The 22,779-nt window shown below is 48.5% G+C and carries 21 protein-coding genes; 9 read left to right on the top strand and 12 right to left on the bottom strand.

Going from position 1 to position 22,779, the window contains the following annotated elements; genetic code table 11:
• Positions 1–295 precede the first annotated feature (295 nt).
• On the top strand, positions 296–1,243 hold the full coding sequence (locus B7992_RS13140; RefSeq protein ID WP_088666480.1) for an AgmX/PglI C-terminal domain-containing protein: 948 nt from the start codon (positions 296–298) through the stop codon (positions 1,241–1,243).
• Positions 1,244–1,431: 188 nt separating this feature from the next.
• Positions 1,432–2,547, top strand: coding sequence for an aminopeptidase (locus tag B7992_RS13135; protein ID WP_088666479.1), 1,116 nt, complete (start codon positions 1,432–1,434; stop codon positions 2,545–2,547).
• Between the two features lie 94 nt (positions 2,548–2,641).
• Here the strand turns inward: B7992_RS13135 and B7992_RS13130 are convergent, their stop codons facing one another.
• From B7992_RS13130 to B7992_RS13110, 5 genes are all read right to left on the bottom strand, one after another.
• Positions 2,642–3,841 (bottom strand): hypothetical protein, encoded by a 1,200-nt coding sequence (locus tag B7992_RS13130; protein ID WP_141100470.1) that lies wholly within the window; start codon positions 3,839–3,841, stop codon positions 2,642–2,644.
• A gap of 179 nt (positions 3,842–4,020) precedes the next feature.
• Positions 4,021–4,401 (bottom strand): hypothetical protein, encoded by a 381-nt coding sequence (locus tag B7992_RS13125; protein ID WP_088666477.1) that lies wholly within the window; start codon positions 4,399–4,401, stop codon positions 4,021–4,023.
• Between the two features lie 158 nt (positions 4,402–4,559).
• Positions 4,560–5,570, bottom strand: a complete 1,011-nt coding sequence (locus B7992_RS13120) for an aspartate-semialdehyde dehydrogenase (protein WP_073160381.1) — start codon at positions 5,568–5,570, stop codon at positions 4,560–4,562.
• Complete coding sequence (locus tag B7992_RS13115; RefSeq protein ID WP_083542109.1) at positions 5,567–6,529, bottom strand: hypothetical protein; 963 nt, start codon at positions 6,527–6,529, stop codon at positions 5,567–5,569. Before B7992_RS13115 ends, B7992_RS13120 begins: the two co-directional genes overlap by 4 nt.
• Before the next feature lie 4 nt (positions 6,530–6,533).
• Entirely contained in the window at positions 6,534–7,013 is a 480-nt protein-coding gene (locus B7992_RS13110) for a single-stranded DNA-binding protein (RefSeq protein ID WP_073160383.1), read from the bottom strand.
• A 386-nt stretch (positions 7,014–7,399) separates the two neighbouring features.
• On the opposite strand from B7992_RS13110, the gene B7992_RS13105 reads away from it, so the two are divergent.
• The 6 genes from B7992_RS13105 to B7992_RS13080 all read left to right on the top strand — a co-directional run bounded on the left by B7992_RS13105 (position 7,400) and on the right by B7992_RS13080 (position 11,572).
• Positions 7,400–8,497 (top strand): exo-beta-N-acetylmuramidase NamZ domain-containing protein, encoded by a 1,098-nt coding sequence (locus B7992_RS13105; protein WP_073160385.1) that lies wholly within the window; start codon positions 7,400–7,402, stop codon positions 8,495–8,497.
• A 154-nt stretch (positions 8,498–8,651) separates the two neighbouring features.
• Complete coding sequence (locus tag B7992_RS13100; protein WP_088658746.1) at positions 8,652–9,734, top strand: GGDEF domain-containing protein; 1,083 nt, start codon at positions 8,652–8,654, stop codon at positions 9,732–9,734.
• A gap of 101 nt (positions 9,735–9,835) precedes the next feature.
• Positions 9,836–10,120 (top strand): TIGR02147 family protein, encoded by a 285-nt coding sequence (locus B7992_RS13095; protein ID WP_073286944.1) that lies wholly within the window; start codon positions 9,836–9,838, stop codon positions 10,118–10,120.
• A gap of 357 nt (positions 10,121–10,477) precedes the next feature.
• Positions 10,478–10,762 carry a hypothetical protein gene (locus B7992_RS13090; RefSeq protein WP_073286940.1) on the top strand — a complete coding sequence of 95 codons (285 nt, stop codon included), beginning with the start codon at positions 10,478–10,480 and terminating at the stop codon, positions 10,760–10,762.
• Between the two features lie 22 nt (positions 10,763–10,784).
• Entirely contained in the window at positions 10,785–11,264 is a 480-nt protein-coding gene (locus B7992_RS13085) for a hypothetical protein (protein WP_073286937.1), read from the top strand.
• 101 nt (positions 11,265–11,365) lie between these two features.
• Positions 11,366–11,572: a hypothetical protein gene (locus tag B7992_RS13080; protein WP_073286934.1), complete on the top strand. Its 207-nt coding sequence runs from the start codon at positions 11,366–11,368 to the stop codon at positions 11,570–11,572.
• A gap of 256 nt (positions 11,573–11,828) precedes the next feature.
• Here B7992_RS13080 and B7992_RS13075 read toward each other — a convergent pair whose 3' ends face one another.
• The 7 genes from B7992_RS13075 to B7992_RS13045 all read right to left on the bottom strand — a co-directional run bounded on the left by B7992_RS13075 (position 11,829) and on the right by B7992_RS13045 (position 18,658).
• On the bottom strand, positions 11,829–13,145 hold the full coding sequence (locus B7992_RS13075) for a type II toxin-antitoxin system HipA family toxin (RefSeq protein WP_088666476.1): 1,317 nt from the start codon (positions 13,143–13,145) through the stop codon (positions 11,829–11,831).
• An 18-nt stretch (positions 13,146–13,163) separates the two neighbouring features.
• Positions 13,164–13,586: a helix-turn-helix domain-containing protein gene (locus tag B7992_RS13070; protein WP_088666475.1), complete on the bottom strand. Its 423-nt coding sequence runs from the start codon at positions 13,584–13,586 to the stop codon at positions 13,164–13,166.
• A 326-nt stretch (positions 13,587–13,912) separates the two neighbouring features.
• Complete coding sequence (locus tag B7992_RS13065) at positions 13,913–14,515, bottom strand: 3-isopropylmalate dehydratase small subunit 2 (RefSeq protein WP_073160397.1); 603 nt, start codon at positions 14,513–14,515, stop codon at positions 13,913–13,915.
• A 21-nt stretch (positions 14,516–14,536) separates the two neighbouring features.
• A complete protein-coding gene (gene leuC / locus B7992_RS13060; protein WP_088658740.1) occupies positions 14,537–15,946 on the bottom strand; it encodes a 3-isopropylmalate dehydratase large subunit in 1,410 nt (469 codons plus the stop codon).
• A gap of 135 nt (positions 15,947–16,081) precedes the next feature.
• Positions 16,082–16,531, bottom strand: a complete 450-nt coding sequence (locus B7992_RS13055; protein WP_073160401.1) for a hypothetical protein — start codon at positions 16,529–16,531, stop codon at positions 16,082–16,084.
• 249 nt (positions 16,532–16,780) lie between these two features.
• Entirely contained in the window at positions 16,781–18,235 is a 1,455-nt protein-coding gene (locus B7992_RS13050) for a M23 family metallopeptidase (protein WP_088666474.1), read from the bottom strand.
• Between the two features lie 12 nt (positions 18,236–18,247).
• Positions 18,248–18,658 (bottom strand): hypothetical protein, encoded by a 411-nt coding sequence (locus tag B7992_RS13045; protein ID WP_073160405.1) that lies wholly within the window; start codon positions 18,656–18,658, stop codon positions 18,248–18,250.
• Positions 18,659–19,104: 446 nt separating this feature from the next.
• On the opposite strand from B7992_RS13045, the gene B7992_RS13040 reads away from it, so the two are divergent.
• On the top strand, positions 19,105–22,779 hold a 3,675-nt coding region (locus tag B7992_RS13040; protein WP_141100469.1), incomplete at its 3' end, for an Ig-like domain-containing protein.

The raw sequence follows: 22,779 nt of genomic DNA, 5'->3' as shown, positions 1-22,779 counted from the left end.
TTGTTTACCGATGCCGACGTTCCCGCCTGATTTTTTCTTTGTACATTCAAGATGTTCGAGATGAATTTCGTTCATTCCCCGAAGTAAGGAGCGGTGGTAGAACGGAGTTGAGAACAAGCTAACTTAACGTTTTCGTATTCCCGTTTCATATAAAGTTTGAGTGTTGGACATTGCCTTGCAATGTCGTTCTCTGCTTTACCCCCTCATAAAAAAGACTCTCCCCAAAAGAGCCGTTTCTAAGGTATTTCTCCCATAAATCACCAAACTCTTTCCGAAAGGAAAGGAGGATAAAATCATGAAAAACGTAAACGAAAAGAAGAAAGTAAAATTGGATCCGCTGGTAGCTGCGCTGATGCCGGATTCCGACAAGAAGATGGGTGCCATTGCAAGTGGTTCTCTTCTGGTGGCGCTTGCCCTTTGCTTTTGGGCGGCGGCATTCGAACAGCTTGTTCCCGAAGTGGCCTTTGTGGATTCGGTGAACGAGAACATCAGGGCTACCATGCAGATCCTAGACCGAAAAGAAGAAAAGAAGGAGGAACGTCCCAAAAGAAAGATGGAACAGGTCTATCGCAGGAGAGCGGGTGGCGGCGGCCCCCGTCGTGGTACGGGTAGACCTAATGCGGTCCAGGAACGTAGTGTTCTAAAAATGCTAACGGCGCAGACCCATAGCGCAAGCGCCGGGGCCTACGATCTGATGACGCAGAAGTTCGCCAAGGATATCGACAAGGTGCTTAAGCACAGCAGCGGCCTTCAGCTCTCCGGAAAACATCGAATCGGTGAACGTGCCGGTAAGGTGGACGGGGGCTTTAATCAGGGCTATGCTGCTGGCGGTAGCGGTGGCGTGGGAGATGCTCTCAGCAGTCTTATTGGAGGCTCTGCCGGAGCGCTTTCCTCAAGGGCTAGGGGACCTATGAAAATTCCGTCGCCTACGGATATTGAGTGGGGTTCCGATCATTCGGTCCGTTCGTCTTCTGATGTGATGAAGGTGATTAGGACTCGAACGCCTGGGCTTCGCCATATCTACAACAAGTACCTCAAGAAAAAACCGGGATTCCAGGGCAAGGTGACTTTGCGGTTTACCATTGCTCCGGGCGGTGAAGTCATTAGCAACGCCATTGTCGGGTCGACAACCGGCTACGCGGAATTCGATAGTGAAATCAGGAATGCCGTGAGCCGTTGGACCTTCAGTAAGATCAAGGCGGGCAATACCACCGTGACAATCCCCTTCACGTTCTCTGAATAGTATAACACCCTAAACCCCGATAGCCCCCAAGGCTGTCGGACATTTTTATATTTAGGTATGAGTTTTGAGTCATGAGCTATGAGTTAATAAGTTAGGCGCCTTCGGCGCGATTATAAAGACTCGTATCTCACGGCTCATCACTCACTACTCACCGCTCATCTCTCACGGCTCATCACTCACTGCTCATTATGAAAGATCCTCGCATTACCAAGCTTGCTGAAAATTTGATTAATAACGCCATTGCTCTTAAGGCTGGCGAAAACATTCTCATCGAAACCACCGACACTCCCGATGAACTGACGACGGAGTTGATCAAGGCTGTTTCCAAGGCTGGTGGCAATGCCTTTGTGCATAACTACAATGGCCGTGTCCGTCGCGAAATGATCAAGTCCGCTTCTGTGGAGCAGATGAAGCTGGCTGCGGATCTGGCCATGGAAGAAATGCAGAAGATGCAGTGCTACATTTCTATCCGTGCTGCAGAAAACGCCATGGAAAACTGCGACGTTCCTGGCCCGCAGATGAGGAACTATCGAATCATCAACCAGGCTGTTCTGGACTATCGTGTGAACAAGACCCGCTGGTGCGTACTTCGTTGGCCCAACCCCTCTATGGCACAGGCCGCCAAGATGAGCACCGAAGCTTTCGAGGACTTCTACTTTGAAGCTTGCCTGGCCGATTACCCCCGCATGGCCAAGGCCGCCCAGAATCTGGTGGACCTGATGAACCGTACCGACAAGGTGCGCCTGGTTTCCAAGGGAACGGATTTGACCTTCAGCATCAAGGGAATTCCTGCCGTTCCTTGCTGCGGCAACATGAACATCCCCGATGGCGAAGTCTATACCGCCCCGGTCCGCAACAGCGTCAATGGCGTAATCCAGTACAATACTCCGTCCCTCTATGACGGCAAGCAGTTCGGCAATGTGCGCCTGGAATTCAAGGACGGTGCCATTGTGGCAGCTTCTTGCGAAACCGGCGATAACAATGCTCTGGTGGCCCTGTTCAATACCGATGAAGGCGCCCGCTATGTGGGTGAATTTGCCATCGGCTTTAACCCCTACGTGAACAGCGCCATGTGCGATATTCTCTTTGACGAAAAGATTGCAGGCTCCATTCACTTTACCCCGGGCCGTTGCTACGAAGACGCTCCCAACGGTAACGTTTCTGCCATCCACTGGGACCTGGTCCTTATCATGCGCCCGGAATACGGCGGTGGCGAAATCTGGTTCGACGACGTTCTGATCCGCAAGGACGGCAAGTTCGTCATCGACGAACTGAAATGCCTGAATCCCGAAGAACTCGCTTAATTTTGTCCATAACCTGCGCATTACTGCGTTGCTCGCCCCCTTACGACGAAAAAGTCCCCGCATCTGTTGATGGGCGGGGATTTTTTTTGTTGCTTTAGAACGGCTTTTGAGTCCTGTATATTATTTGTTTTGCTGTTGGACGACTATTTTTCCTTCGACCAAGAATGTCAAAATTTTTTTGAGATATGGTGAAATCTATATCAAAGGTTTCTTCGGTGGTGATGTCTTGGCTCTGGCCGTAGGGAGCTTGTTTTTGCAATGATGTGTAGCAGTTGATTTCTACATACCACCAGCCAATGTTGCCATAGCTGAAGGAGCCGCTCCACAGCCAGGAATTCCCGCAATCGCCACCACGAGTGGGGTTGCATTTATAACAGGTGCCGTTGTACGCGAAACAGGCGGATGTCGGGTTGCTTGGAATTTCATCCAACGGGAAACCGGGGCATGCTCCGATTCTATTTTTATCAATTCGGTCTCCCGTATTGCAATCAACTTCACGCCACCACCATGAATCCGATGCATTGTCGTTTACCCAGCCATTGAACTCGTTTGCTCGGGCGGGATTCAGGGAATAGCAAGAGCCCTCTTCCATGTTTTGTAGACCCGAATTGAAAATTTGATCGGGGTTGCTGACGATACCGTCAAAAACGTTTGTGGCCAAGGATGAAGAAGATTCTGTCTTGCTGGAACTAGACTGCTGATCCTCTATGCTTGAACTTGAAGCTGTTACCGATGAACTTGTTGGATTTATGCTAGGAGAGATTTTTCTCTGATGTTCTTCGATGATATACTCGCAGAAATCGTATGCGTTTGAAAGTGTCCTCGGACTTAAAGTTGAAAGATGGCCTCTGCCGATGTAATCGTAGTCGTAGTATACATACATTGTCGGGAATGTCTTAATCGATTCATCCCCGAGTTCAATAGCCATTTTTCGTGTGAAATTAGCTGGGATTCGACGTAATGTTTTTTCTGTAAATTCCAGATCCTTGTCGAAATAAATTACGTCAGAAGTGTGTTCTGTACAGCCGCTTTCATCCAAGGCTCCTCTGAAACATGTATAGTATGGCTGTTCAAGGTAGGCTCCATTCTGACCGCAACTTTCTTTATCGTTGTAGCATCGGTAAAAAATATGGTCGTAATTGTCGTAATACTGTACTGCTGCAAATTTAGCCCTTATGCCCAAGGATGTTTCATTGTTTTCGTGCCAACAATAAATTTCAACTGCTCCGCCGTCTAAGTCCAGGGTAGGAATGCCATTCATTTCGGGTCTTGTTGTGCTGACGTAGCGAGACACTTCGCCTCCCTCAGAAAAACATTCGTTTGCGTAGTGGTCGTGCATTAGCGTTTCAATAAGCGATATCGCATTTTCCTTGCTAAGTCCACCTTCTTCTATATAAGGTGACAATTTTTCACAATATTCTACGGCAGAAGAAATCGACAAAAAATAGTTAGATAAAGTAAAATTTTATTCATTTAATTGCACATTCCCTTCTTTAAACACTCTTTCATCATCTTTCTAAACAATATTTCTGGGTCGGGTTTATGTGGTGACTGGTTTCCTTTTATTTGGTCAAGAGAATCATTGTATTTTTTTACTTCTGTGACGTACAATCTAAAGGAATCTTTTTCCATCTTTTTTTTCACTTTTAATTCGACCAGAGAATCCAATTTTTTTTCGTCCGTTTCAATAAGGAATTCTTCCGTTAATAGTTTCGCTTCATCAACTTTTGCTTTTTCAATCAGACGTTTTTCCTGTTGTTGCTTCTGCGATTTTTCTCCATTCTCCGTACATCCGGCCATCGTTGTGGTCGCTACGGCAAATACCAAAATTATTTTTGCAAGTTTACTTGCCATATTTAAACCTCTTTTACCTAATATAACCAATCAGGAATTTTATCGGATAGGGTTGTTTAGATAAAGTAATTCTTTTTAACGGTAAAAAAAACGGCCCGGCTTGAACCGGGTCGTTTTTCAATTGCATTTTGTCGCGGAACCTGACCGCGCACTCGCCTTTACAGGAGTTCTGCAATCTGGACAGCGTTCAGTGCAGCACCCTTACGGATCTGGTCGCCGGTGAGCCACAGAGTGTTGCCGCAATCGTCAGCGAGATCCTTACGGATACGGCCGACATAAACGTCGTCGTGACCGGCGCTTTCCAGCGGCATGGGGTAGACGTAGTTCTGCGGATCGTCCTTCAGGAATACGCCCGGAGCGTTCTTGAGGGCTGCGCGGATTTCTTCGACGGAAACCGGCTTTTCGGTTTCGAACCACACGGATTCGGAATGAGAACGGAGAGAGCTAACGCGTACGCAAGTTGCACTGGTGCGAACATCGGAGTGCATGATCTTACGGGTTTCGTTGAACATCTTCATTTCTTCCTTGGTGTAGTCATTTTCGGTCATCTTGTCGATCTGCGGAATGACGTTGTAAGCCAGCTGGAAGGGGAACTTCTTGATGTGGGTGGTAGAACCGGTTTCAATGATGTCCTTGTACTGCTGCTGGAGTTCTTCCATAGCAACTGCACCTGCACCGCTTGCGCTCTGGTAAGAGGAAACGCGGATCTTCTTGATGTGGGAAATCTTTTCGATGGGGTTCAGAACCACAACCATCATGATGGTGGTGCAGTTGGGGTTTGCGATAATGCCGCAGCCACCGTTTTCGGCCTTGTGCAGCGGAATGTCGCAAGCGTTCACTTCGGGAACGACCAGAGGAACGTTGTCCATCATACGGAAGTAGCTGGTGTTGTCGACGACGACTGCGCCATTTTCTACAGCAATGGGTGCAAATTCCTTAGAAACTGCAGCGCCTGCGGAAGAGAGAACCAGGTCGACACCCTTGAATGCATCGGCGCAGGTCAGTTCGACCTTCAGCTTTTCACCCTTGAAGGTGAATTCCTTACCGACGCTACGTTCGGAAGCGAGAAGCTTGAGGTTCTGGAGAGGGAAGTTGCGCTGTTCCAAGATGGAAAGCAGTTCCTGGCCAACGGCACCGGTGGCGCCCATAATAGCTACGTTACGAATCATTGTTGATCCTGTTGTTCTATTGGTTGTGGTTTATTGTTTGATTTCAAATTTTCGATATCGTTCCGGAAGCGGTCCAGATAGACGTTCATCTGGGCAATCTGGCTTCGAGTCTGCCTGTATTGCACAAGCTGTTCCTCGGGGTTATCCTGGAGCGTATAGTTGTAAAGGGAATAAGCGGCCAGACGGGCGCTTTCACTTGCCTGAATCAGTTCGGAGTGAGCTTCGCTGGACTCGTGGGGGTGGAACAGTCCCAGAACCTTCTTGTTCAGGGCAACGGCATTGTTGTTGATGGCCAATGCCTGTTGGCTACGAATCTCGCGTTCGCTTTCGCTGATGTTGGCAGGGAGAGGTTCAAAGACGTCGATGGAGTTCGAGATGTCCAGCATGCGTCGAATGACGGATTCTGCCTCGTCTACATAGCTCTCGAGACGGCTGTTGGCGAATTCCCTGTCAGAAGAAGCGGGGGCGCCGATTTTAGATGCGGCGTACTGCTTTGCCTTGTACTGAACAGCCTTGCCTCCGTCGCCATTTTCGAAGGAGGCGATGTAGTCCTGGTAGCGGGCGTTCTGTTCGGCCAGTTCCCTCGGGTTGTATTCCGAAGTGGGAATGAACGTGGGGCGGTCCCAATAGGCGATTCCCAGGAAACCGGCCAGCATAAATACGGCAAGGAAGATGTTTCCGCTCATGGTGGCTCGGTCTTCGCTACGGATGGCGTAGATGATAGACAGGATTACCATGCTGGCGAAAGTCAACAGCAGGCCGCCGTCGCAGTTGTAGGTGATGTAGGTGTTCTTGGCGAAGTAGAACACGCAGTCCATGGCTACAATCAAAATAGACAGAAGGACTCCCAGAATCTTCTGACTGCGGGTATAGGCTGCTGCTGACTGGAGAATCGCCGTAAAGGTGATTCCCAGCGGAAGCACGAGCATTAATGCAATGTCTGCGACTTGATGGTTCATCTAGTTAGAACGGCAGGTCTTCGTCTGCGCCTTCGGCCATGGGAGCGTCGTAGGCGGGAGCGGAACTCTGCTGGTTGAAACTGTTACCCTGATTGAAACTACTGCCCTGGTTGAAGGAGCCGCCGCCGAAATTGCCGCCGTTCTGGTTGCGGGGAGTCAGGAGCTGGAAGGTATCCAGGCTGACTTCGGTGGCGTAGCGCTTCTGGCCGGAAGTCTGGTCGGTCCAGCTGCGGTTGGTGAGAGAACCTTCGACATAGAGGGTCATGCCCTTGTGGACGCCCAGCTGTTCCATGGTTTCGGCAACTTTGCCCCAGCCGACGATGTTGTGCCAGTCGGTCTGTTCCTTCTGTTCGCCGTTGTTGTCGCGGTAGCGGCGGGAAGTTGCCAGGGAGAAAGACACGCGCTTACGGCCAGTGGGACCTGCGCTAATGACGGGATCCTTGCCGATGTTACCAATGAGCATCACTTTATTGAGATAAGCCATAATTAATCCTATTTTTATTTTTTTGTTTCTACGGGAGCAAAGATAAAAAAAACGAATGTCATTAAACTGTCAATTTGAAAAACCAGAGCATTTTGCAAACAATATGCGACATTTTTTGCTCAAATAACTATCTTAAAGCAGCAAGTTTAAAGGCTAAAGGTACGAGGCTGGATATTAGATATGAGTTGTCAGATACGAAATCTTATAATCGCGCCGAAGGCACCAAAGTTAGGTATGAGGTATCAGGTATGAGGGCGGAGCCTGTGGCTCCTTTCAGCTAAATAATCGCGCCGAAGGCGCCATATTTTAACTCATAACTCTTCACTCTTCACTCTTCACTCTTCACTCTTCACTATTAACTATTAACTACTAACTACTAACTAACCATGGTTACTCTCGCTCTTTCCAATTTCGAAAAGTCTTTCCCTGCCGCCCTCCGTGGCAAGCGCCTTGGCGCAGTCCTCCATCCCGCATCTGTTTGCGCTGATCTGAGCTATACTCTTGATCTTCTGAAGTCCTATGATGGCAAGCTGTTTAAGTTGTCTGCATTGTTCGGCCCCCAGCATGGTATCAAGGGCCACACCCAGGACAACATGATTGAATGGGAAGGCTACACCGACCCGGAACTTGGAATTCCTGTTTACAGCCTTTATGGCGAACACCGCGAACCTACCGCCGAAATGCTTTCTCACGTGGACGCCCTCCTGGTAGACTTGCAGGATGTGGGTGCCCGCTATTACACCTTCATCTGGACTCTTTACCTGTGCATGAAGGCTTGCGAAAAGCTGGGTATTCCCGTTGTGGTCGTGGATCGCCCGAACCCCATTAACTGTGTGGACGAAGAAGGTCCGGTTCTGGATTTGAATTACACAAGTTTTGTGGGCCTCCACAGCATCCGTACCCGCCACGCCAAGACTATCGGCGAATTGGCTGAACAGTTCAAGGCTGAATGTTTCCCCAAGTGCGAACTTTACGTGATGCACATGGAAGGTTACGATAAGAAGATGTGGTACGACCAGACTGGTCTCCCGTGGATTCTTCCCAGCCCCAACATGCCGACCCTGGATACCGCAATCGTCTATCCGGGTATGTGCCTCTTTGAAGCAACTAACGTCAGCGAAGGTCGCGGTACTACTCGACCGTTCGAAATCTTTGGCGCGCCCTTCATCGATGCGGTTAAACTTTGCAAGTACATGAACGGTCTGAAGCTGCCTGGTGTGTACTTCCGCGAAAACTACTTCCAGCCTACCTTCCACAAGGGCGCTGGCCAGATTTGCGGTGGTGCCCAGATTCACGTTCTGGATCGCGACAAGTTCCGCAGTTTCGATATGGCTATTAAGCTTTTGCAGTACATCTTTAACGAATATCCCAAGGATTTCGCCTGGAAGCAGCCGCCTTACGAATACGAATTCCACAAGCTGCCCATCGACATCTTGCTGGGCAATGGAACCTTCCGTAAGGAATTTATCGAGTCTTCTATCTAATTATTAAAGTTAGACTTGTGCGAAAGCGTCCGCTGTGGCGGGCGCTTTTGCTTTATGCTTATTACCCATAAAAAATGGTGATTCTTGTTGAAATTCTTATAATACAATTTTATATTAAGAACTCCGTTGGGTATGGTGTTGAAGGAGAGGTGTCATGTTTCAGGAACGTCTGGACGAATTCCTGCGTAAGCAGGATACATTGGAAAATGTATTCTTTTGGGTGACTTTGGGCCTTGTAGGCCTGGCGTCGTTCATGTCTGCAGTTTCCTCTGTTGTTGAAAAGCTGCCGGGATCGACAGTTACTTTTTGCTTTTTCTGCTTCTTGTGTGTTGTCCTCCTGGGGGTTCTCGCCAAGATAACTCAGAAAATCTCGTTTTGCTATGTGGCGCTGTGCCTTTTGATGTGCGGCATTATCCTGCCTCTTCAGTTTTTCATGTATGGCGCTCTGAACAGCAGTATCATCATCTATTTCTTTGGCTCGGTGTTCCTCTGTGCGCTTCACGAAAAGAGGGCGACCCGTTATATGTTGATCGCCTTTGCCATTGTGTCGGGCGAAGCTTCTTTTGTGGTGTCCTGGCTGCATCCGGAGTGGGTGACCAACATCGATGCCGAAACCACGTTTATCGATTATTGCGCCACTTATCTGGTGCTGTCCATTTGCCTTGGTGCGACGACTTCGTATTTGCTGAAACTTTATGCCTTGAACCAGAAAGACAAGGACGAACTTCTGGAGAAACTGCGGTATCTGGCCGAAAAGGATCCGCTGACCGATTTGTACAACCGTCGCCATTTTATTGACTACCTGTCGAAAACGGTATGGCATGATCGCAAGGATGGCTATTACGTGTTCATGTACGACATCGATAACTTCAAGGAGATTAACGATACTTACGGCCATCCTTTTGGTGATATGGTGTTGCGCGGTGTTGCGACTATTGGGCGCAGCGTCGAGGATGCCAGCAAGGGGGAATGCGCTGTTCGTTATGGTGGCGAGGAGTTTATCCAGCTGATCCGCGCCAGTTCCATGGAAATGGCCTTTGCCAAGGCGGAATATATCCGCACCCAGGTCCGTGGAATTGCCTATGCCGACAAGCCCGAGATGGTAATATCCATCAGCGGCGGTTTGGTCTGTTGCGGCGATGGAGCCTTTGAAAGTCAGAATAAGATTTTGAGTGGGGTAGACGCCTTGTTGTACAAGGCTAAAGCTAACGGAAAAAATCAGATCTGCAAGGAATAAAAGTTTTGCTTTAAATATGAAAAAAGTCCGAGTCTAGAGACCCGGACTTTTTGTATTGTTCTTGTTTTCGGGATGAGTGGCGTTTAACTATGTTTTGATTTATGACCAATATTGTTGAATATATTGATTATCGTCAATTTCTTCTTGACTTTTACAAGGATCTTGTAAAAAATCGCAAGGAAGCGGTTTTGAATAGTGAATCCTACAAGTTCTTTAAATCCTGGAAATATTCTGTTATCCGCGAAGTTGCCTCCACATTGAAAAATCCTAAACCGGCAGAAATTGCAAAGCTGTGTTATCCGGAAATTCCCGCAAGTGAGGTTAGCGAGGCTTTGAAATTGATGTGTAGATATGGGTTGTTATTGCAGGACAAAACGAACAAGTGAAAATACATACAAAGATGAAACTGTATTACAGAATAATAATGCATTAGAGTTAAATAGTGATGCATATCATTATGATGCACTAGGCAGAAATTTAGGGTATAAAATATCTTTTGATTTAGAAAAAAAACGTTTATCAAAGAGTTTGGAATAAATCAAAACGCAAAAAAGAGTCTAATGTTCATGCCTTACTAAAATCTGAAACTTTGAGTGGATATGTTAAAGCGGAACCCATGATAAGAATTTGTTACAAGTCCATACGGATTGAAGGGGACGCTAGATATTTTATATCTGAAGGTTCTTTGCGAATGAAAGTGGGTAGGCTAGTATACCAAGGAAATAACGAAACTCTGATTTCTCATGAAAAAAGGCATAAAGAAATATGGTCTGATAGCAAATATAGCGGAAGTTGGACATTGGAATTCTCAGTTGCGTCATCAAAAACAAAAAAAAGAAATTTGTGGAAATGCTGTTGAAATAATGTGGTGGCAGAAAATATCTGTTAAACTCAGTGATTTATACAATGTACAAAACGCATGGGATGATTACGATACAAATAATAATTGTAAAGATCGCATCGATGTAAATGCGGAATTGATAAATAACTACAATAGTTTAATTAGTCAAATATGCTTAAAAAAATAAGATAAATTAGATTTAATTATGTATGAAAAAGATTAGTGCTTATTTGATTCTTTGCGCATTCTGCTTCGGGCATGAAGATGTGTATGACTTCTGTGCATACTTTGCAGAAAACCCAAATGAATACAGTATTCATCCTGTATTGAATAACGATTTGATTAGTGAGTCTTTTGGTGCGAATTATACATCAGGAAAAGAACCGTATGTTCATTTTAAGTTCGACGCGCCATCAGATAGTTTGGATTCACTTATGGGAGGATGCGCCGTGCTGGGTGGCCCTCCTGTTTTTGATTTCAACTTTCATTTGAATGACGCATCAAGAAAACTGGAAACACATTATGGCGCGCATTTAAACGGCAAGGTTGAGTCATTTGATATGACAACCAAGAAAAAAAGACAAAATTCTTTAAATTCAAAATTAAGGGTGAGTGTCAAAACAATCTTGTTGTTGCTGAATATTGTGTTGACAAAAAGGGTAAGCGATTGTACAAGACTAAGGATTTAGACTATCTTCCTAAATTCTTGTTTTCGGGAATCGAAAATAGTTTGTGCAACTGTAAAAAATACGTCGAACAAGTCACGACCTATATCAGAAATCCTAAAAATATGCTTTTGGTCTTGGAAGATTTCATTACAAAGGGCTGTGATGAATACGTTTTGACTGATTTTATCGACGTGTCAGATGAGTACATTCTGAATAATTCAGCCCGTCAATTGCTAATTGAAAATCGTGCGAAAATCCAGATTGATTCTGTAACGATTGATAAGAAGTTCGACTTTGTCATCAAAATCAACGGAGACTGCAAGTATTAACAATGAAAATTCTAGTACTGACATTTCTGATTTTTTTGACTGATGTTTGGGTAGTTAGGAATGCGTAATTCTCTATGATGTAGCAAAGGGGCATGGCTTTGACCATGCCCTTTCTTGTATTGCGAAATTCGTTTTGTTTGTATTGTTCTGTTTGATTTTGCGGCTTTTGCTTTTAAAATTGGGCTGATGAATGAAAATGTTAATTTTAGAGAAAGCTGTGTAGATGGAGGCGTTGTGGAAGATGAAGGCGTAAAAACTAAAACACTCTATGCACGGCTCTAATCTGCTTGATGTATTCCGCTCTAACTTCGTTTGTTTTTGCAAACTTACTCCATTGGCTGACTGCGCTTTGCACGTCGGCCAATATTTTTTTGTAGCGGCCTTGCTTAAGGCCGGCAAATTTTGCCACGGCCTTGAAATCGTCAGTGGTGAAATAGTCACGCTTGCCGTTGAAGGTGAGCTGATGGGTCCCGGTCCAGAGACCGCCCGGATTGTAGGCGTAAGTCATGTCGAATGCGGGGGCCAGGCTCCATTCGCCCCGCTTGTTCATCAGAAATCCGATGTTCTTTGCATGGTCGTCCTGGTTGCGGGCACAGATATTGAAAACGGCCCTGCGGAAAAATTCTTCGAGGGTGTCGTAACCGAGGCCTAGCTGCTTGATTACGGTAATAGCCTGCTCGTAGCTGTATGCACCTGCAGCGTTGAAGTCGTAGTGGGCGAGTGCGCAGAGGGACTGGTAATGCAACTTCTTGCCACCGGCGAGGCGGTCAAAGCGTCTTGTCATAAAGTGCCTGTGTCCAGCCTTTTCCAATAGACGACATTCCGACATCTGGATGCCTGCTGCATGTGCCATCTGGTAGTAGGTGTATTCGATAGGGCCGTAGCCTTGAATGTCCGCCTTCTCCTTGTCGCTGTTGTTCTGCACATCGTCCAGCTTCAGAAGCCAATAAGTGAAGTTTTCGCCATTGGCGACTTGCCCGGAACGGATTTCGCCGGTGGTTTCGTCCAGGGCGATAAGCACCTTTGCCCTTGCGCCGCCTGCGGATGTGCCTACGCGAAGAATCTGCTCGAAGGTCTGCTGCTGCTTTTTTGTCTTTAGAGGGAGCGCGGCTCCTTTGCCGATGCTAGCCCTGAAATTCTTTCGGCTGTCTAAAATGCTTGCGGCGAAGTTTCGGAGGTTTTCTACATCCAGAATGTCGTTCTCGCTTGCGGCGGGACCTTCCACTGGGTAGAATTCCAGGGCACCCATACCGCGGTTGCCTGTATAGCAGAGACGCTCCAGGGCTGTAAAAGACTCGGGATTCCTCCCTTGCTTTATAAGCCAGGAATCGATGAGCCTGTTGCCGAACTTGTCGGGAATGGAGTCGGCGAAAAGTCCTGGCAGACCTTTAAACGTGTTAGATAAAAGCGGAAATGTGTAAATTTGACGGTTTACGGGCATAGTAATGGGCGAGGGCTCGACGCCGGCCCCGACAAATGCGGGTGCGTATTCAAAATGCGCCACAGATTCGCCTTCCTGCATGGAAAGCGCCCCGATGGTTGTTCCCCAAAGCTTGACTTCGACGGCGATCATGAATCCTCCCAAATGGACTTACTTGTCTTCGTCCCAAACCCATTTGGACTTAGGTTCGGCGGCGATACTTGTTTCAGAAAAATCATTTGGACTGTCGAAAGAACTTGCCTGCCCCTGTGTATTGTTTCTTGGTTTGGAGGCACGCTTGCGCTTGTTCTTTTGCTGGTTCTTGGACTGCATCAGAAGTTCCATGGGGCTTGGGCCAAGCTCAGGAACAATGCTGATAAACTGGTTCAAAAGCCCCAGTGCGCGCAGAATTTTTACCATGTTCAGAAGTTGGGTGGATTGCCCTTTTTCGATGTGCTCCACGGTGCTTTTGCTGACGCCCGCCCTGTTAGCGAGCTCCGCCTGTGTCCAGTTGTTGTTGAGCCTGTAGCCTGCAATGCGTTTGCCAAATTCAACAAGGACTGCTTCGTCAGAAAAGGGTGTGTACTTGACCATGGTTTATTCCTCCATGGGGTAATATACAAATTTTATTTCGAAATGATGTATTTTTATTTAAAATTTACGAATAAATACTAAATATTTATTATAAATCAGTAAAAATAAAGAATTAAATTTTGTGATACTAAATCACGATTTTTGTGTAACTACAAAAAAAACGCCCGAGTCTAGTGACCCGAGCATTTTTAATTCGCTCTTTTGCCTTTAAGGCACGGAGTGCCGACCTCTAAGCGAAGCGACCTCTTGCCTCAAAGCACCTATACGATACTTGGAACTTTAGTTCCGTAGTAGAGTTATCCACCTTGTGGAGCAGGTGCGCCCTACTACTTGAGAAAGTTCATGTACGGAAGCTTGGAAGCCAGTTCCTGCACCTTGTCGGCGTTAGCCTGGAGGGCGGAGCGAGCGTTCCAGGAACCGTCCAGGAACTGACCGCGAGGACCATCAGCCAGAGTGAGGGCGATGGTTTCGTCACCCAGCTTCAGGGTGCGAGCGTCGGTGCTGGTTTCCAGTTCCTTGGAAGGATTAGCTTCGATCCATGCGAGAATCTTGTCTGCTGTAGCGTGGTCAACCTTGAAGCAGGGAACGCCAAGAGCAACGCAGTTGCCGAAGAAGATTTCGGAATAGCTTTCAGCGATGATGGCCTTGATGCCCCAGCGCTTCAGAGCCTGAGGAGCGTGTTCACGGCTGGAACCGCAACCGAAGTTCTGGTTGGAAACCAGGATGGTGCCGTTCTTGTAGGCCGGGTCACGGAAGGGGTGAACCTTGCCCTGGGCTTCCAGGCCGGCGATATCGTCAGCGAAAGCGTTTGCGCCGAGACCTTCGAAAGTCACGCACTTGAGGAAGCGAGCCGGAATGATACGGTCGGTATCGATGTCGTTACCGCGAACAGGAACGCCGGAACCTTTAACGATGTCAATAGAATTCATTTTTAAATCTCCTTGTTCCTATTACTTGATGTACTTGCGGACGTCGGTAACCTTGCCTTCGATAGCGGCAGCGGCAACCATGGCGGGGCTCATCAAAATGGTACGGCCGGTGGGAGAACCCTGGCGGCCCTTGAAGTTACGGTTGCTGGAAGAAGCGCTAACCTGGCGACCCTTCAGCTTATCCGGATTCATGGCGAGGCAGAGAGAGCAGCCTGCTTCACGCCATTCTGCACCTGCTTCCTTAAAGATCTTGTCGAGGCCGAGAGCTTCTGCTTCAACCTTGATCTTCATGGAGCCCGGAACAACCCACATCTTGACGGTGTCGGCAACCTTGTGGCCCTTGATGATTTCAGCAGCAGCCTGGAGGTCGGAGAGACGGCCGTTGGTGCAGGAACCCACGAATGCGATGTCGATGGGGGTGCCGATCATCTTGCCACCTTCTTCCCAGCCCATGTATTCATAAGCTTCGGAGATGACCTTCTTTTCGGAGCCTTCGAATTCAGAAATCTTCGGCATGTTGTCGTTGAGCTGGATGGCCTGAGCCGGAGTGATACCCCAGGTCACCATGGGTTCGAGATTGTCGCAGTTGATTTCGATTTCGTCGTCGAACTGAGCGTCGGCGTCGGTAGCGACGGACTTCCAGTAAGCGACTGCTTCATCCCACTTGTCTGCCTTGGGAGCGTAGGGCTTGCCCTTCAGGAATTCGAAGGTCTTTTCGTCGGGGTTGCAGTAACCAACGCGTGCACCGCCTTCGATAGCCATGTTACAGATGGTCATACGGCCTTCCATGCTCATAGCTTCGATCACCGGACCGGCAAATTCGTAAGCGTAGCCAACGCCACCGTTCACGCCAAGCTTTGCGATGTAGGCAAGTGCCACGTCCTTAGCGGTAACGCCCGGCTTCAGCTTGCCAGTGAAGTTGATGCGGCGGGTCTTGAGGGGGCTCATGGCCAAAGTCTGGGTTGCGAGAACGTCTGCAACCTGGCTGGTGCCGATACCGAATGCGATAGCGCCGAAAGCACCGTGGGTAGCAGTGTGAGAGTCACCGCAAGCGACGGTCATGCCCGGCTGGGTAACGCCTTCTTCGGGGCCAACAATGTGGATCACACCCTGTTCGCAGGTCTTGGGGCCAAAGAACTTGATGCCGTTGGATTCGGTGTTCTTTTCGATATGGGAGAACATTTCTTCGGAAATGCCGTCCTGGAGGGGGCGGTTGCGTTCCGGGAAAGTTGTGGGAATAATGTGGTCGACGGTAGCGAAGGTGCGTTCCGGGAACAGGACCTTGGTGCCTTCTTCACGAAGGGAAGCGAATGCCTGGGGGCTGGTCACTTCGTGGCAGAGGTGGAGACCGATGAAAAGCTGGCACTGGCCGCTCTCGAGCTTAGCAACAGTGTGGCTTTCGAAAATTTTCTGGTATAATGATTTTCCCATAGTGTGTCTCGTTTGTTTGCGGGTCCGTACATAACGGACTCAATAAAATTTGCGGTGTAAATCTAGAAAAAATGCCCCGGTTTTTAAACCAGGGCGTTTGAATCAAACCTTATTTATTGATTGGCCAAGGGGCGATTAGTACTGTTCCAGCTGAGTTTCAAACTGATACTTGCCCTTGTAGTAGGCCAGCATTTCGCTGGTGCTGGTGAAAGCGCCTGCGCGGATGGCGTTACGGACTTCGGGATCGTTACGGGACATTTCTACGATCTTTGCATCCACATCCTTGAAGAACAGGACGTTTGCGGCCATGGCCACGTGGTTCTGGTTGAAGTTCAAATTGTAGCGGCGTTCCAGAGTCTGGAACAGTTCAGACTGGCAGGCGTTTTCTGGAGGATTGCGCTTGGCGACGGGCATGTAGCACTTGTTGATGTATTCCTGCTTCAGGGATACGATCATGTTGTCAATAGCGGGAATGCTGTGGTCAGAGTCGTGGGAAGCCAGTTCTGCCTTGGGGGTGACGATGCCGGAGCATGCGGTGAGTAGGGCGGCGGTAATGGTCAAGAAAGCCAAAACACTAAACTTCATTTTTATTTCCTTTTTTACCCGTTGTTTTTTACCAATCCCTAATTCCGCGTGCAAAGTTATTTATTTGTGGATATCTTGGCGAGATGGCAAATGTAATTTTTAGATTACACAATGCCTAAAAAGCATAAGAAAAAGTTTTTTTGAGCATATTTTCGTTTCGCTTGTGTTAAAAATCACACAGAAAAAAACGATGTAGAGTGTTGTGTTTTTTACAACGGCTGGCGGGCTGGATTCCGCTAAAATAAAGGGCTAGGGACTGTTTGGCTTAAAGAGATAGAACCACTTGATAGGGTCGATTACCTTGTAGCGGACGTTGCCGATGCGCTTGTCTCCGTTCCTGTCGATAAGGCCTGTGACAACATGGGCGTGAGGGCCTGTAGTGTGTCCCGTGATACCTACGGTTGCGATGGGATCGCCTGCCATAACTTCCTGGCCGTCTAGGTAAAGGAGCTTGTCGCAGTGCATGAACAGGATGACGTCCTTTTCGCGTACAAGGCCGATGATGACGCCGCCTCTTTCGTCTTTGCTGGTCCAGGCCTTTGCTGCGAACGGTGCCAGGATTCGGGCGCCCTGGCGGCTGGCCAGGTCAATGCCGTTGTGCTGGCGCTGGTTGGCGCTCGGCTTTGCGTGGTAAAATTCAGTAAGGTAGCTGATGCTGTCAGAGACGATGGAGGTCCAGTACTTCCAGGCGGCACCGATGGAGTCTGTGGCTGTTTGGCCCAGGTAGTCGGGGCGGGAATACTTGATTGTTGTTCCGGCGGGAGGGATGTGGAACCCGTTCTTTTCCCAGGATTTGCCGTCGTAACCGTTTTCGTCTAGGGTGACGTTGACGTATTGACGGATCATGCGTTCGTTTGTAATGGTGGCGTTGAATCGTCCGATGGCGTAACGGGCGATTCGTTGCATGGTTTCCTTGCCGTCGAAAACGTATTCGAAGGACGGTGCCACAGACAGGTGGTCTCGCTCCTGGGTCCTGTTGCGGATGTTCGAAACTCCGGGTTCCAGGTGGCTGAAGAAGAAGAACGGAATTGTAATTGCCAGTAGCAGGAACAGCGGGAAGAATCGCTTGAAGACTTTGGAAATACCGTCTAGGGGATTCTTTCTGAGAATCTCCAGCTTGTGCAGGTTCTCGATGATCTTGACGAAGCCGGCTGGATTTGTCTGCCAGTTGCTTTTACGGACTTCGCCGAACAGGGATACGCTGCGCTTTACTGCCTTTGCTGCACCGGGGAAACGACGGCGGCTTGGAACAAACTTGTGTAACCAGAGCAGAGGTATTTTCTGCAGGCTAGGTGCGTCTTCCAGATAAATTGCCGCCGCGTCGCTGTTGGGTTCGTCGTTGTCGGCGATGATGAGACCGCGGGCGATAAGCGCCAGGTAGCGGGCCTGTACCTCGGTAACTTCTTGCGGAAGGATGCCGATGACCTGGGGTGTTGTTTTCTTGATTTCTTGCAGCAGGTGGTAAAGTTCGCGGAACTGGTCGTCGTTTTCGGGAAGGCTCCTTTTGAGTACGGTGTCGTTAAAAGGATGTTTGCCCGAAAAATCCATAAGCACAAAAGAAGCCCCGGCGTTGAGCGCCAGAGCCAGATTTTGTAGGCTTTCCAGAGGAATAGCCGACTTTTGGGTGTCGGCTTGTTCACAAGGGAAGGCGAAAAGGGTCAGACCGCCTTGACGGTACAGGTTGTCTAGAACCTTACGCTGCATAAAAGCTTTTAATTAAGCCTTTGCGGTGCCGCGGGGGTAGGTGAAACCTGCAGGAGGAGCTGCAACGAACTTGTCCACCTGGAGGAAGAGTTCTTCGGCGGTGGAGGAGGGGTTGAAGTAGATTTCCTGGTTGCGGTTCTGGGTACGGCCCTTGAGGGGCTCGCTACGGCGAGAACGGCTAACGACGCCCAGGGGAAGGACTTCCAGCAGGGGCAGCAGGCCGAAGTAGCGGAACAGGCTGAAATTCTTCTGCCAGGTGGTACGTTCGGCGAGAACTGCGAAAGTGCCGTCAAAGATGGACTTGGTCTGGAGCAGTTCGTCGGAAGTCATGGTGACCAGTTCGTGATTGGTGGGGAAGTTGTTCACGAAGTTGACCATGTCACCCTTGAGGTAATTTGCGTCGCAGAGGAATACGAATTTCATTATATACACCTTTTTATTATTGTTAATTCTGTATGCAAGATAATTTTTTGTTGGAAACTTGTCATAGAAAAAGGGCCTCAAAAAGGGGGTCCTGGGCAACTCGGACGTAAAAAAGTTTCAATTTTACGAAAAATTTACAATTAGACGTTCTGACTGGGTGAACCCATTACAGGAAAGACTATCCTGTCTCTCTTATTTTATGAAAAAAACTTTTTTTTTAATTACTTTGGTATCTTGTTGATTATCAACGAATTACGAAAGATTGTCTTTTTTGTCAAGTGTTAAAAGTTCCATTTTGGGCTTAAAAACGTCAGTTTTTTGTAAAAATGTGTTTGAAAACACTATATTTGGGCGGTATAACTCGCTTTACCGCTAGCGTGTTTATGGTTTTTGTGAAAACAAAAGTGAACGAATGCATAGTGGATGGAATTTATGGGAGATCATAAATGAAACGAAAAAACTGGTCTGTAGCAGCTCTGCTTGCTTCAACCGGACTACTGGCCTCGGTCGGCGTAATTGCTCAAGAAGCTGGTTCTGGTAATGCAGCCGCTGTCGAAAATAACGCTCCTTCCGTGATGGGTATTCCTGGTGAATCCATTAACGAAGGTGGCAAATTTGCACCGATTAAGTTGGATAGCTACGTATCCGACGATATGGATAAGCCGAACCAGCTGAAGTGGTCCGTCTCCGGCAACAAGAAGCTGAAGGTGTCCATTTCTCCGGAACGCGTGGCAACCATCGAAACACCCGATCAGTACTGGAACGGCAATGAAGACATTACCTTCGCCGCTACCGATACTAAGGGCGCAATCGGTTCTGAAACTGTAAACTTCAATGTTGAATCCGTGAACAATCCTCCGGTGGTGGCTCAGATTCCTGACCAGACCATCGACGAAGGTAAGCAGTTCACCAAGATCAAGCTTGATGACTTCGTTACTGACCCCGACCATCCGAAGAATCAGATGCTTTGGGAATTCGATATCCAGCCCAATGGCAAGGATCAGGCCGATGGCGACCTGAACGTGGAAATCGACCCGAACCGCGTTGCCACTGTGGTGATCCCGGACCCCAACTGGTATGGTTCCGCAAAGATCAAGTTCACTGCAACTGATGGTGAATACGCCAGCGATTCCAAGACCGCTGTGTTCACTGTGAAGCCCATTAACGATGCTCCGGTCATGCAGAAGATTCCTGACCAGACCATCGATGAAAAGAATGAATTCGAATCCATCAGCCTCACTGATTTCGTGAGCGACGTTGATGACGATGTCGCCAAGCTGAAGTGGACTGTCGAAGGTGGTAAGGACCTGAAGGTCGAAATCGACAAGTACGGTACCGCCAACGTCAAGATCCCGAATGAATTCTGGAACGGCTCTGAAACCTTTATCTTCAAGGCAACCGACGCTGCCGGTGCTTCCGCTAGCGCTAAGGTAACCTTCACCGTTAAGTCCATTAACGATGCTCCTGAATTTGTTCAAGATGTTCCTGAACAGACCATCGATGAAAAGCAGGAATTCAAGCCCATCGAACTGGACAAGCTGATCAAGGATCCGGACCACTCTTTCGAACAACTTAAGTGGACCATTTCTGGTACTAAGGACCTGAAGGTTGTTCTGAATGGCAAGACCGCTACTATCAAGATTCCGAACAAACTCTGGAACGGTAGCGAATCCATCAAGTTCAAGGCTTGCGACCCCGAAGGCGCATGCGCTGAATCCGAAAATACCTTCACCGTTAACTCTGTGAACGACGTTCCTGTTCTGGTCAAGGCTATCCCCAACCAGACCATCGACGAAAAGAAGCTGTTCGCCAAGATCAAGCTTGACGAATTCGTGAAGGATGCCGACCACAAGAATTCCGAACTGTCCTGGGAAGCTGATGTTAAGCATCAGGGCAAGGAACCGGAATCTGGTACCCTCAGCGTGAACATCGATGATTCTCGCGTGGCTTCCATCGAAATCCCGGATACCTACTGGAACGGTACTGCAGTGGTGACCTTCACCTGCACCGACCCGGATGGCGCTTCTGTCAAGCAGGATGTGACTTTGTCTGTGAAGTCCATCAACGACCTGCCTGTATTCAAGAAGATTCCTGACCAGACTATCGAAGAAAAGAACGAATTCTCTTCTATCGTTCTGGACGAATATCTGTCTGACGCTGACCACGATATTTCCAAGCTCAAGGTTGAAATTACCGGCAACAAGGATATCAAGGTCAACCTGAATAACAAGACTCGCGAAGTTTCTTTCAAGACCCCCAGCGAACTTTGGAACGGTTCTGAAACTCTGACCTTCTCTGCAACCGACCCCGAAGGCGGCGTTGCTAAGACTCAGATGAAGCTCACCGTGAAGTCCATCAACGATCCTCCTGTCATGAAGGATATCCCGGAACAGACCATCAAGGAAAAGGAACAGTTCAAGGTTGTTGAACTGGATAAGTATGTTGATGATCTGGACCACTCCAAGGATAAGCTGAAGTGGACCATCACCGGTAACCGCGAACTTAAGGTTGCTGTTGACGGTAACCGCGTTATGAAGGTAACTCCTCCGTCTCCGCAGTGGAACGGTTCCGAAACTCTCACCATCAAGGTGACTGACCCGGAAGGCGCTACCGATGAACGCTCTGTGGCTTACACTGTTGAATCCGTGAACGACGTTCCCGAATTCGTAAAGCAGATTGCTCCGCAGACCATCAAGGAAAAGGGCCAGTTCACTCCGGTCAAGCTGGGTGAAATGGTTCGTGACCTGGACCACAAGCTTAGCGACCTGACCTTCTCTGTTGATGTCAAGTCTACTATCAAGGGCAAGGAACCTGGCCTCACTGTTGAAATCGACGCTCAGCAGGTTGCCAAGATCGTTATCCCCAACAAGCTCTGGAACGGTGCCGATGAAATCTCCTTCACCGCCACTGACCCGGAAGGCGCAAAGGCTACCTCTAAGGCCGTCTTTACCGTTCAGTCTGTAAACGATGTGCCGGTTCTCAAGAAGATTCCGGACCAGATGATCGACGAAAAGATGGAATTCGCTTCTATCAACCTGGCTGAACTCGCTTCTGACGCTGACCATGCCTTTGGCCAGTTGAAGTGGGATGTTGCCGGTGCCAAGGCACTTAAGGTTAATATCGACAAGTCCGGTATCGCTACTGTTAAGGCTCCGTCTCCGCTGTGGAACGGTTCCGAAAAGCTGACCTTCACCGTTACTGACCCGGAAGGTGCATCTGCCAAGAGCGACGCTGTGTTTACCGTGAAGTCCATCAACGATCCTCCTGTCATGAAGGATATTGCTGGCCAGACCATCAAGGAAAAGGGTGAATTCAAGACCATCGAACTGGATAAGTTCGTTGAAGACCTTGACCACGATAAGTCTAAGCTGAAGTGGACTGTTTCCGGCAACAAGGACCTGAAGGTTGCTATTGACGCAAAGCATGTGGCTACCATTACCACTCCCAACAAGTACTGGAATGGTTCCGAAGCTATCACCTTCACCGTTACTGACCCTGAAGGTGCCGCTGACAAGCGTACCGTCAACTTCACTGTTGAATCTGTAAATGACCTGCCTGTATTCACCAAGCCCATTAAGGATCAGACCATTCCTGAAAAGCGTGAATTCGCAATCATTAACCTGAACGATATCGTAAACGATCCGGACCACAAGGCCGATCAGCTCACCTGGTCCTTCGATGTCAAGCCCAAGGCCAAGGGTGCTACCCCGGCTCTGAAGGTGTCTGTTGATGGCCAGCGTATGGCTAAGATCGTTATTCCGGACAAGTACTGGAATGGTGCCGAAGAAATCACCTTCAAGGTGGAAGACCCGGATGGCGGCAAGGCTACCTGCACCGCTCTGTTCACCGTTCAGTCTGTGAACGACGCTCCGACTATCGGTCAGATCAAGGATCAGACCATCGACGAAAAGCAGCAGTTTGCTGACTTCGACCTGGCTGCAATCGTTAAGGATCCGGACCACGCATTCGACAAGCTCAAGATTGATGTTGCCGGTGCTAAGGACCTCAAGGTTACTGTTGGCAAGGACGGCAAGGTTTCTGTGAAGACTCCGAACGTTCTGTGGAACGGTTCCGAAAAGCTGACCTTCACCGTTACTGACCCGGAAGGTGCATCTGCCAAG

This window comes from Fibrobacter sp. UWH1 (assembly GCF_002210365.1).
Taxonomy (GTDB): domain Bacteria; phylum Fibrobacterota; class Fibrobacteria; order Fibrobacterales; family Fibrobacteraceae; genus Fibrobacter.
Note: the sequence above shows the minus strand (reverse complement) of the source record. Positions and strands in the feature narration are given on the sequence as shown.

Coding starts and splice junctions, on each gene's coding strand:
- B7992_RS13140 (WP_088666480.1), top strand. CDS start 296: ATGAAAAACGTAAACGAAAAGAAGAAAGTAAAATTGGATCCGCTGGTA.
- B7992_RS13135 (WP_088666479.1), top strand. CDS start 1,432: ATGAAAGATCCTCGCATTACCAAGCTTGCTGAAAATTTGATTAATAAC.
- B7992_RS13125 (WP_088666477.1), bottom strand. CDS start 4,401: ATGGCAAGTAAACTTGCAAAAATAATTTTGGTATTTGCCGTAGCGACC.
- B7992_RS13120 (WP_073160381.1), bottom strand. CDS start 5,570: ATGATTCGTAACGTAGCTATTATGGGCGCCACCGGTGCCGTTGGCCAG.
- B7992_RS13115 (WP_083542109.1), bottom strand. CDS start 6,529: ATGAACCATCAAGTCGCAGACATTGCATTAATGCTCGTGCTTCCGCTG.
- B7992_RS13110 (WP_073160383.1), bottom strand. CDS start 7,013: ATGGCTTATCTCAATAAAGTGATGCTCATTGGTAACATCGGCAAGGAT.
- B7992_RS13105 (WP_073160385.1), top strand. CDS start 7,400: ATGGTTACTCTCGCTCTTTCCAATTTCGAAAAGTCTTTCCCTGCCGCC.
- B7992_RS13100 (WP_088658746.1), top strand. CDS start 8,652: ATGTTTCAGGAACGTCTGGACGAATTCCTGCGTAAGCAGGATACATTG.
- B7992_RS13095 (WP_073286944.1), top strand. CDS start 9,836: ATGACCAATATTGTTGAATATATTGATTATCGTCAATTTCTTCTTGAC.
- B7992_RS13090 (WP_073286940.1), top strand. CDS start 10,478: ATGAAAAAAGGCATAAAGAAATATGGTCTGATAGCAAATATAGCGGAA.
- B7992_RS13085 (WP_073286937.1), top strand. CDS start 10,785: ATGAAAAAGATTAGTGCTTATTTGATTCTTTGCGCATTCTGCTTCGGG.
- B7992_RS13080 (WP_073286934.1), top strand. CDS start 11,366: ATGCTTTTGGTCTTGGAAGATTTCATTACAAAGGGCTGTGATGAATAC.
- B7992_RS13075 (WP_088666476.1), bottom strand. CDS start 13,145: ATGATCGCCGTCGAAGTCAAGCTTTGGGGAACAACCATCGGGGCGCTT.
- B7992_RS13070 (WP_088666475.1), bottom strand. CDS start 13,586: ATGGTCAAGTACACACCCTTTTCTGACGAAGCAGTCCTTGTTGAATTT.
- B7992_RS13065 (WP_073160397.1), bottom strand. CDS start 14,515: ATGAATTCTATTGACATCGTTAAAGGTTCCGGCGTTCCTGTTCGCGGT.
- leuC (WP_088658740.1), bottom strand. CDS start 15,946: ATGGGAAAATCATTATACCAGAAAATTTTCGAAAGCCACACTGTTGCT.
- B7992_RS13055 (WP_073160401.1), bottom strand. CDS start 16,531: ATGAAGTTTAGTGTTTTGGCTTTCTTGACCATTACCGCCGCCCTACTC.
- B7992_RS13050 (WP_088666474.1), bottom strand. CDS start 18,235: ATGCAGCGTAAGGTTCTAGACAACCTGTACCGTCAAGGCGGTCTGACC.
- B7992_RS13045 (WP_073160405.1), bottom strand. CDS start 18,658: ATGAAATTCGTATTCCTCTGCGACGCAAATTACCTCAAGGGTGACATG.